The organism is Bacteroidota bacterium (genome assembly GCA_037133915.1).
Classification (GTDB): Bacteria; Bacteroidota; Bacteroidia; order Bacteroidales; family CAIWKO01; genus JBAXND01.
In genome coordinates this window covers 1-6,895 of sequence record JBAXND010000093.1, presented here as the reverse complement: position 1 = coordinate 6,895, position 6,895 = coordinate 1, and the positions used below count along the sequence as shown (strand labels likewise).

Below are 6,895 nucleotides of genomic sequence, written 5' to 3'. Positions count from 1 at the left end.
TTTGTTGCGGTTTGCAAAATAATATTCTGTATTTTTATCGGACAATAGTGTTTTTTATTATAAGTGATTGCACCGGGGACACCAATACCTGTTTTGTGCAAACCAAATCCAAAATTCAACTCAAAACTATTGTAATATCCCTTGTACTCATTCCATTTGCCTGGGATTATTGAATTTAAACTATCAGGCGGTGAATTTTTCTTCACCTGCGCTATTGCATCGTTATTAAAAGTAATTAGACAGAGAAAAAGTGTGACCTGTATTAATTTATTGATTGGAAAAATTGTGAGTCGGTTCATCTTTCTACATTTTATACGTTGCCAAAACAGCATTTTACCCAGTAACAAATACCGGGTAAAACAAAAAGCATTAAAATTCTTATCGTTGTTTTCATAATTCGGGGACAATAACAAATTAAAATAATGAAGTAGTAATCTCATATTGGAAATAGAAAGAGTTTTGTTTGGAATAAGGATATTCAAATCCATCTATCGGATCATCATCCTTACATTCTGGTCTTGGATAGATTTTAGAAGCCTTACCTTGAAAATCCACCTCATACATGTTGGTGATTTTTGATATCCACAACAAATTATCAACGGTTTTGACTTTTTCAAACGTTGGGGAAAAGCTATAAGTCAGATATACCCTAAACTTTACAGGGCTTGTAGTATCATTGAAAGTTAAAAAAGCAGGAGCGTTTTTTTCATACTCCCTTAAAACACAATCCTTGTAACGGTTTCCTGAAATATCATATTTATTAAACCTAACAAAGCTCAATGGGGGTATTTCAATAATTTCTTTCTCTTTTGATTTAACTGATTTTTCAGTTTGAGTTGAAATTTGCACCTGCGATGAGCGGACTGTTTGTGCTCCGGTTTCAGTTTGAGTTTTTTCAGAACCTGTATAGAAATCCATACTCTCTCCGTTTTTGATATAATGACATCTTGCTAAATCAAGATTCATTGGAGTTAGTGTTTTATTATACACCCTAATATTAAGACCGCCTCCCTCGCCCCATAAATCATAAAATATTGTCAGGTCTTCATTTGAATAGCTATAAACATCATTGTTTAGCTTAACATCATTTGATTTAGTTTCTATTACCTGATAAATATTCTCTGTTGTAGAACAGGCGACAATAAACAGGATAAACATTGTTAAAATGATTGTTGCAGTTTTTTTCATTTATTTTGAATTAACATATTGGACAAATATAACATATTAATAACAAAACATGGGATTCATTGATAGTAACACAATCCTTGAAATACAAATTAATCAAAACTCCGGGGCACGCGTTACAAACGCGCGCCGGCAGGTATTTTTCCTTTCGACTCATGACTTACGACTTATGACTTTAGTATATAGAAAAAAGGCGGCTGCCTGTTCAGACGCCGCCTTTCGTTTTATATAATTCCGGTATTAGAGATTCAGGATGAAATACTCCAGCATGTGCTGTACGTCCTGACTTACCGTTCCCTGTACTTTATTATGGAAGGTGGTGAAATAAATGGTACCGCCCGAAGTTCCGCCGCTGAGGCAATCGCCCAGGTAATCGCCGTGTGCCAGATGTGCGGCAAGGGCATTGCTGTTGATGGTAATGGTATGCGCGTTGCCCGGATTTCCGGGAGGAATATGGCAAATGGTAACCCAACTCTGGTCGAGCGTGGTATTGAGCGATTTTACTTCCAGATTTCTGCCATTGGCCTGCATTCTGATTGCCAGCGGACCGTATGTAACAGGATCGGTAACTAATACTTCCCATGGGAAGGTGAGCACCTGAATCACTTCCCAGTTTGCCAGATCGTATTCCACATCAAAATTAGATACGCCGAGATACGTCAGCAGGTCGGGAGCGACCACCTGTGCCTGACTTACTATGCACTGTGGGCCTTGTTTCATGGTGCAAAGCGATGTATCGGGAACAATACCGCCAGCCAGAGAAGTACAGCTTTTTTGATGGAACCCGTCATGAATGTGTCCGTTACCTTTAAAGTGATTGTCGCCGGTAAGGTATTCCACGGCAAAGTCAGAGGCATAAATACTTCCGCCACTTTCAACAAATGTCTTCAGATTTTCATACATATTACTGTCGAGGTCACCGTTTTTGCCGCAGTTCAGAAACAAACCGCCATAATTAAGCAGTGTATTGACGTCGGCCAGATCGGCTACTGTAAGCTCGTCGCAGGTGTAACCCAGTGAGTCGATAACCACCGTCTGGATATTATCCCAGTAACCTGCAATGTATGCAAGGTTGGTTACCTGCAGCAGTTTGAGTGTACCCGCAGGAACAAAGGTGGTTTGTCCTTCTTTAATGGTAACATTGTATTGCGACCTGAATATTTTACCACTGCCTGTCTGAATGTTCAGAACCTGCTCACCTATAGGTGCAGAAAGCACGAAATTTCCGTTTCTGTCGGAATTGGTAAAGTAAACTTCGCCACCCGCATCTACAAAAATGTTAGCATTGGAAATAGGTGTAGTGCCATTTACAGCAAGCACTCTGCCCCCGACAAATCCCATAGGGATATCGCTGACGTTAGAGTTCTCATTGTTTTTTTGCTTCTTGCATGAAACAAACGTTATGCTTGCACCTGCAATAATAACGACAAACAGAAAAATAAATTTTCTCATGGTATGTTGATTTGGTTTAACTCCTTTATGTGGCGAAAGATACAAACAAAAGGGACTCAATACAACTATTTTAAATTATTTTATTATTAGAGTTAATGTTTATATATAAAACAACATAGGGACACAAAACATATCTTTTTGTTTATGATGTTATTTTTCTATATTTGCTTCTGCAGGATGAATGCGTGCCCGCATGAATTTGAATTATCACATTTTAAGTCTAAATTATTAATCCAATGAACTTGTTTACCCAACATGTGGGAAAAATCAACAAAAGCGCCATCCTGATTGTAAGTGCAGGTTTTTTTATGTACGTTGCTCTGCGGGCGTATTTTCTGTCATTTACGATAGATGAAATCAGTTCTTTTGAGCATTTAGAAACATTTTCACTCGCCACTATTTCATTATCGGCAAATTACCATTTGCTGAATTTATTTCTGATGAAATTCTGTTCCCAACTATTTGGTGGATCTGAATTTGCCCTTCGCCTGCCGAATGTTCTTGCGTTTTTGTTGTATCTCATATTTGCAGTAAAAATCAATCGCAATTTACAACTGCCATTTAAATTTTCGGCGCTGATTCTCTTGACCTGCAACCCATTTTTGTTGGATTTTTTCAGCCTGGCAAGAGGCTATGGACTGAGCCTTGGATTTATGCTGCCGAGTCTGTATTTTCTATTGCAATATGTGAATGGTAAAAAATTCTATGCTGCCGTCATCTCGCTTCTGTTTGCATGGCTGGCGCTGCTCTCTAATTTCACCTTGCTGAATTATACCATTCCATTGGTCGGCATACTGTTGTTGACTTTATGGATGAGCAGTAATCTGCTTAAACAGAAGCTTTGGTATTCCATAATATTGCTCATAATTTCGGCATGTGCTATAGCGCCGGTGGTTCAAATTCTGTTCCGGCTGAAAGACCATGGCGAACTCTATTTTGGCGGAAACGTCAGTATTGCAGCGAATACAATTGGTTCACTGGCAAGGTGCTTTGCGTACTTCAGCGTGTATAGAATCATCGCGAAATATTTATTCATTGGCGTGTTTTGGACTGCGCTTATTTTTTCCGCGTTAAGCGTTATGCTATTTATAAAACGACGACAGTTGACCACTACTACTGCCTTATCGTTTCTCCTGGTATGCGGAATTGCTATGCCCATAATTCAGCATCTTGTATTTCATACGCTGTACCCGGTGGAACGGGCGGCCATCATGTATTGTCCGTTGGTAGTACTCGCACTTTTTCAACCCGGGGGTGCATGGAAATTCAAATCGGTGAAGTGGATTCATTGTTCGTTGTTACTGCTATTGTGTGTGCACTTTTTTCTCACCATGAATTTCACTCATTCCTATTCGTGGCGCTATGACAGCGGAACAAAAAAAGCCTTTACTTATTTGAAGAATACCGTAGTTGAAAACAAAGTTATTGGCGTTGATGATATTCATATTATTTCTGCGACCTATTACCTGCACACCTTGAATGCATCGCAACTCAGAATTCAATCGCTGGGCGGTTACTGGAAGTTTAAATTAGGATGTGAAGAGTTAAATCCGAACTATTATGGCATGGCTGAAACAAATAAAATCTCAACACCCATTAATATGAATGAGATGCTCTACGATTATATTGACTACTATTATTTTGACCAATATTTTCTTGACCGCATGAAAAAAGAGGGCATTGCATATCGGGTAATAGAGGCGTATCCATTTTCCAGATCGGCACTGATTGAATTGCCTCATCGCGGAAATAACTGATTATTCAGGATTTTTATAGATGCGAAGGTATACCGGCCACTGGCTTGCCGAGAAAATTATTTTCCATTGTTGCTCCAGTTCAGACATTTCGGCAGGGCTGAATTTATTGCTGATATTGGAGTGTAAAATGTACTTGAATGAACGTAGCGGCACGGTTCCTTTATCGGAATAATGAAATGATTTATCAGCCAAATACGTATTTACGGCATCGGCCTGCAACGGGAAATCCGTTGCAATATCAACGGGATTTATCTGATGCGAAACAACAAATAAGCGGGCTTGTTTTTCTATCTTGAAAAAGGGCAGTACTTTGAGTGAGCAGTCCCAGCCGTTTCCATATTTCTCGGGCCACAGCCATATATTCCCGGAAATCATGGCTGCCAGTAGACCAATAATAACACCAATGCGAAACATCCGTTTTTGCATAAACCGGATAATATAAGTAACTGTAATAATCAGAATAATATAGGTAAACATGAAGTAACGCTGCCCTACAGGATTTGATATCGGCACCATGAACAGCATATTGACGAGTAAGGGTAACAACAGAAATATCAGCAGTAATTTAAAATCAGGCTTTCCGCGGAGCTGTTTGCGGAATAAAAATGCCAGTAGCGGAATTGTAAGCCAGATAAAAACCCTTCCGAAATCAGCAATCTTCCAAAGTACATAAATGAATTGCCGGAACATCATGGCGGCACCAACCAATTTTTGGTCGGTACCTTCGAGCATAGGAGAAAGAAAGTACCAGCCCGTTTGCTGTTTGTGCCATAATATCCATACAATAAAAACCGCTATTACCGGAAGGTAAACAAGGATATCGGCGTAAGTAAATCTTCGTTCTTTAAAATAAAAGATAAGTATTCCGTGAACGATTGCCAGAGCAGGGAGTGCCATCAGCCCTCTGACGGAAATCAACCCAATAAAAATCAGCGACACACTATATACTATGTATTTGCCGTTCAGCAGGCAATTCGTTGCCAGTAGCAACAAATACAGCAGAATAACATCGTAAGCCATCAGCATTCCCTGAGTTACAAAGCAGGGTTCTGCACACAGAAACACCAATGCCACGGGAATATATGCTTCAGGCAGAAAGCGCTTACACAGCTTATAAAACTCCCATACCACGCCTACTAAAAACGGGAGAAACAGCAGGTGACTTACAGCAAGACTTTTTCCGAACAACATCCAGCCTGCGGCAATATACGCCCCATACAGCGGAAATCCTCCGGTATCGCTTGTTTCGGGAACAATAAATCCATTGAATCCATTCGAATAAAACAGCCCGGCAATTTTTGAAAAAGTAACACTGTCCCAAAAAAATGGAATATTCAGGCTGCAGAAAGTAAGCAGGAAAACAAAAGAAAAGCAGCACAACAGCCAGATAGTGTTGCCGTTTTTTATCTGCGGCTTCACTTCGATTCTTCTTTTGATGCGGAACGATGCTGAATAATACTGCTGATGCTGTACTGGGGTTTGCGGTTGAGTGTGAGGTAGATTCTGCCAAGGTATTCACCAAGCAGCCCGAGCAGCATGATGGTAAGACCGCCAAAAAAGATAATCAGCACTACGAGCGTAATCCAGCCTTCCACAATATGATTCGTAAAAAAATATTCGCACAGATAATAAACGGCCAGTCCGAAACCCGCGAGTGAAATGGCCAGACCAAGAATAGTTGCAATGCGCAGCGGCAATATTGAAAAGCCGGTAAACAGCCTGAACATAACTGATGCCGACTTATTGAGCGAATAATTACTCTTTCCGGCAAAACGCTCATGGTGCGCAACGGCAATCTGACCAATATTATTGGTAATGGTAAGAATGATGCCGTCAATATATGGATACGGTCCGGCAAATAAAGCAATTTCAGCAGCCACTCCTTTTCTTATTATTTTAAAAGGAGAAAGATAAATACCGCCGGGTTTTGATAGAAGCACAGACGCCATTGTACCATTGGCGCGGCTTCCGGCCTGTTTGTACAACGCTTGCTTTTTTCCGGCAAAACCGGCATACACTACATCAAAACCTTCTTTACATTTTTCATGAAGCGTAATTATATCGGCAGGTGCATGCTGCAGGTCATCGTCCATGATAACAACATAGTTCCCTGATGCATGTCGCAAGCCTGCCAGAATCGCATTATCCTGTCCGCTGTTTTTCCTCAGATTAATAGCCGTAATTCTATTATTATCGGCGGCAAGATTACGCATCACTTCCCATGAATTATCATGGCTGCAATCGTTCACCAGTATCAATTCATAATCAATACCGGCAAGGCATTCAATTACCCTGCTGTTCAGCTCTGGTAATACCATACTGCTGTTGAATACCGGAACGACTATGCTGATTTCTGTCAATGCTGCCTGTTTAAAATGATGATAATATCTTTGCGGATGCGGCCTGCAATTTCAAATGTAAAGTTAACCTAATTTTTCAAATTCAAATTTTTACCGCATCAGGTACATTTTGCCGAACTCTTTGGTAAAATACTGGTCGGC

6 protein-coding genes are annotated in these 6,895 nt (G+C 40.2%); 1 reads left to right on the top strand and 5 read right to left on the bottom strand.

The features are described 5' to 3' along the window. The 3 genes from WCM76_16540 to WCM76_16530 form a co-directional block, all read right to left on the bottom strand. Window positions 1–440, bottom strand: a 440-nt coding sequence (locus WCM76_16540) for a hypothetical protein (GenBank protein MEI6767240.1), incomplete at its 3' end; no start/stop codon positions are given. Beyond that, on the bottom strand, window positions 415–1,188 hold the full coding sequence (locus tag WCM76_16535; protein MEI6767239.1) for a hypothetical protein: 774 nt from the start codon (window positions 1,186–1,188) through the stop codon (window positions 415–417). The genes WCM76_16535 and WCM76_16540, both read right to left, overlap by 26 nt. Window positions 1,189–1,425: 237 nt before the next feature. Beyond that, a complete protein-coding gene (locus WCM76_16530; protein ID MEI6767238.1) occupies window positions 1,426–2,637 on the bottom strand; it encodes a hypothetical protein in 1,212 nt (403 codons plus the stop codon). Window positions 2,638–2,873: 236 nt separating this feature from the next. On the opposite strand from WCM76_16530, the gene WCM76_16525 reads away from it, so the two are divergent. After that, window positions 2,874–4,394 (top strand): hypothetical protein, encoded by a 1,521-nt coding sequence (locus WCM76_16525; protein ID MEI6767237.1) that lies wholly within the window; start codon window positions 2,874–2,876, stop codon window positions 4,392–4,394. On the opposite strand, the gene WCM76_16520 is transcribed toward WCM76_16525, so the two are convergent. Together WCM76_16520 and WCM76_16515 are read right to left on the bottom strand one after the other, a co-directional pair. After that, entirely contained in the window at window positions 4,395–5,813 is a 1,419-nt protein-coding gene (locus tag WCM76_16520) for a hypothetical protein (GenBank protein ID MEI6767236.1), read from the bottom strand. After that, window positions 5,810–6,754 carry a glycosyltransferase family 2 protein gene (locus WCM76_16515; protein MEI6767235.1) on the bottom strand — a complete coding sequence of 315 codons (945 nt, stop codon included), beginning with the start codon at window positions 6,752–6,754 and terminating at the stop codon, window positions 5,810–5,812. Before WCM76_16515 ends, WCM76_16520 begins: the two co-directional genes overlap by 4 nt. Window positions 6,755–6,895 lie beyond the last annotated feature (141 nt).

Excerpts from the sequence above, each read along its gene's own strand:
- WCM76_16535 (MEI6767239.1), bottom strand. The coding sequence starts at position 1,188 with ATGAAAAAAACTGCAACAATCATTTTAACAATGTTTATCCTGTTTATT.
- WCM76_16530 (MEI6767238.1), bottom strand. The coding sequence starts at position 2,637 with ATGAGAAAATTTATTTTTCTGTTTGTCGTTATTATTGCAGGTGCAAGC.
- WCM76_16525 (MEI6767237.1), top strand. The coding sequence starts at position 2,874 with ATGAACTTGTTTACCCAACATGTGGGAAAAATCAACAAAAGCGCCATC.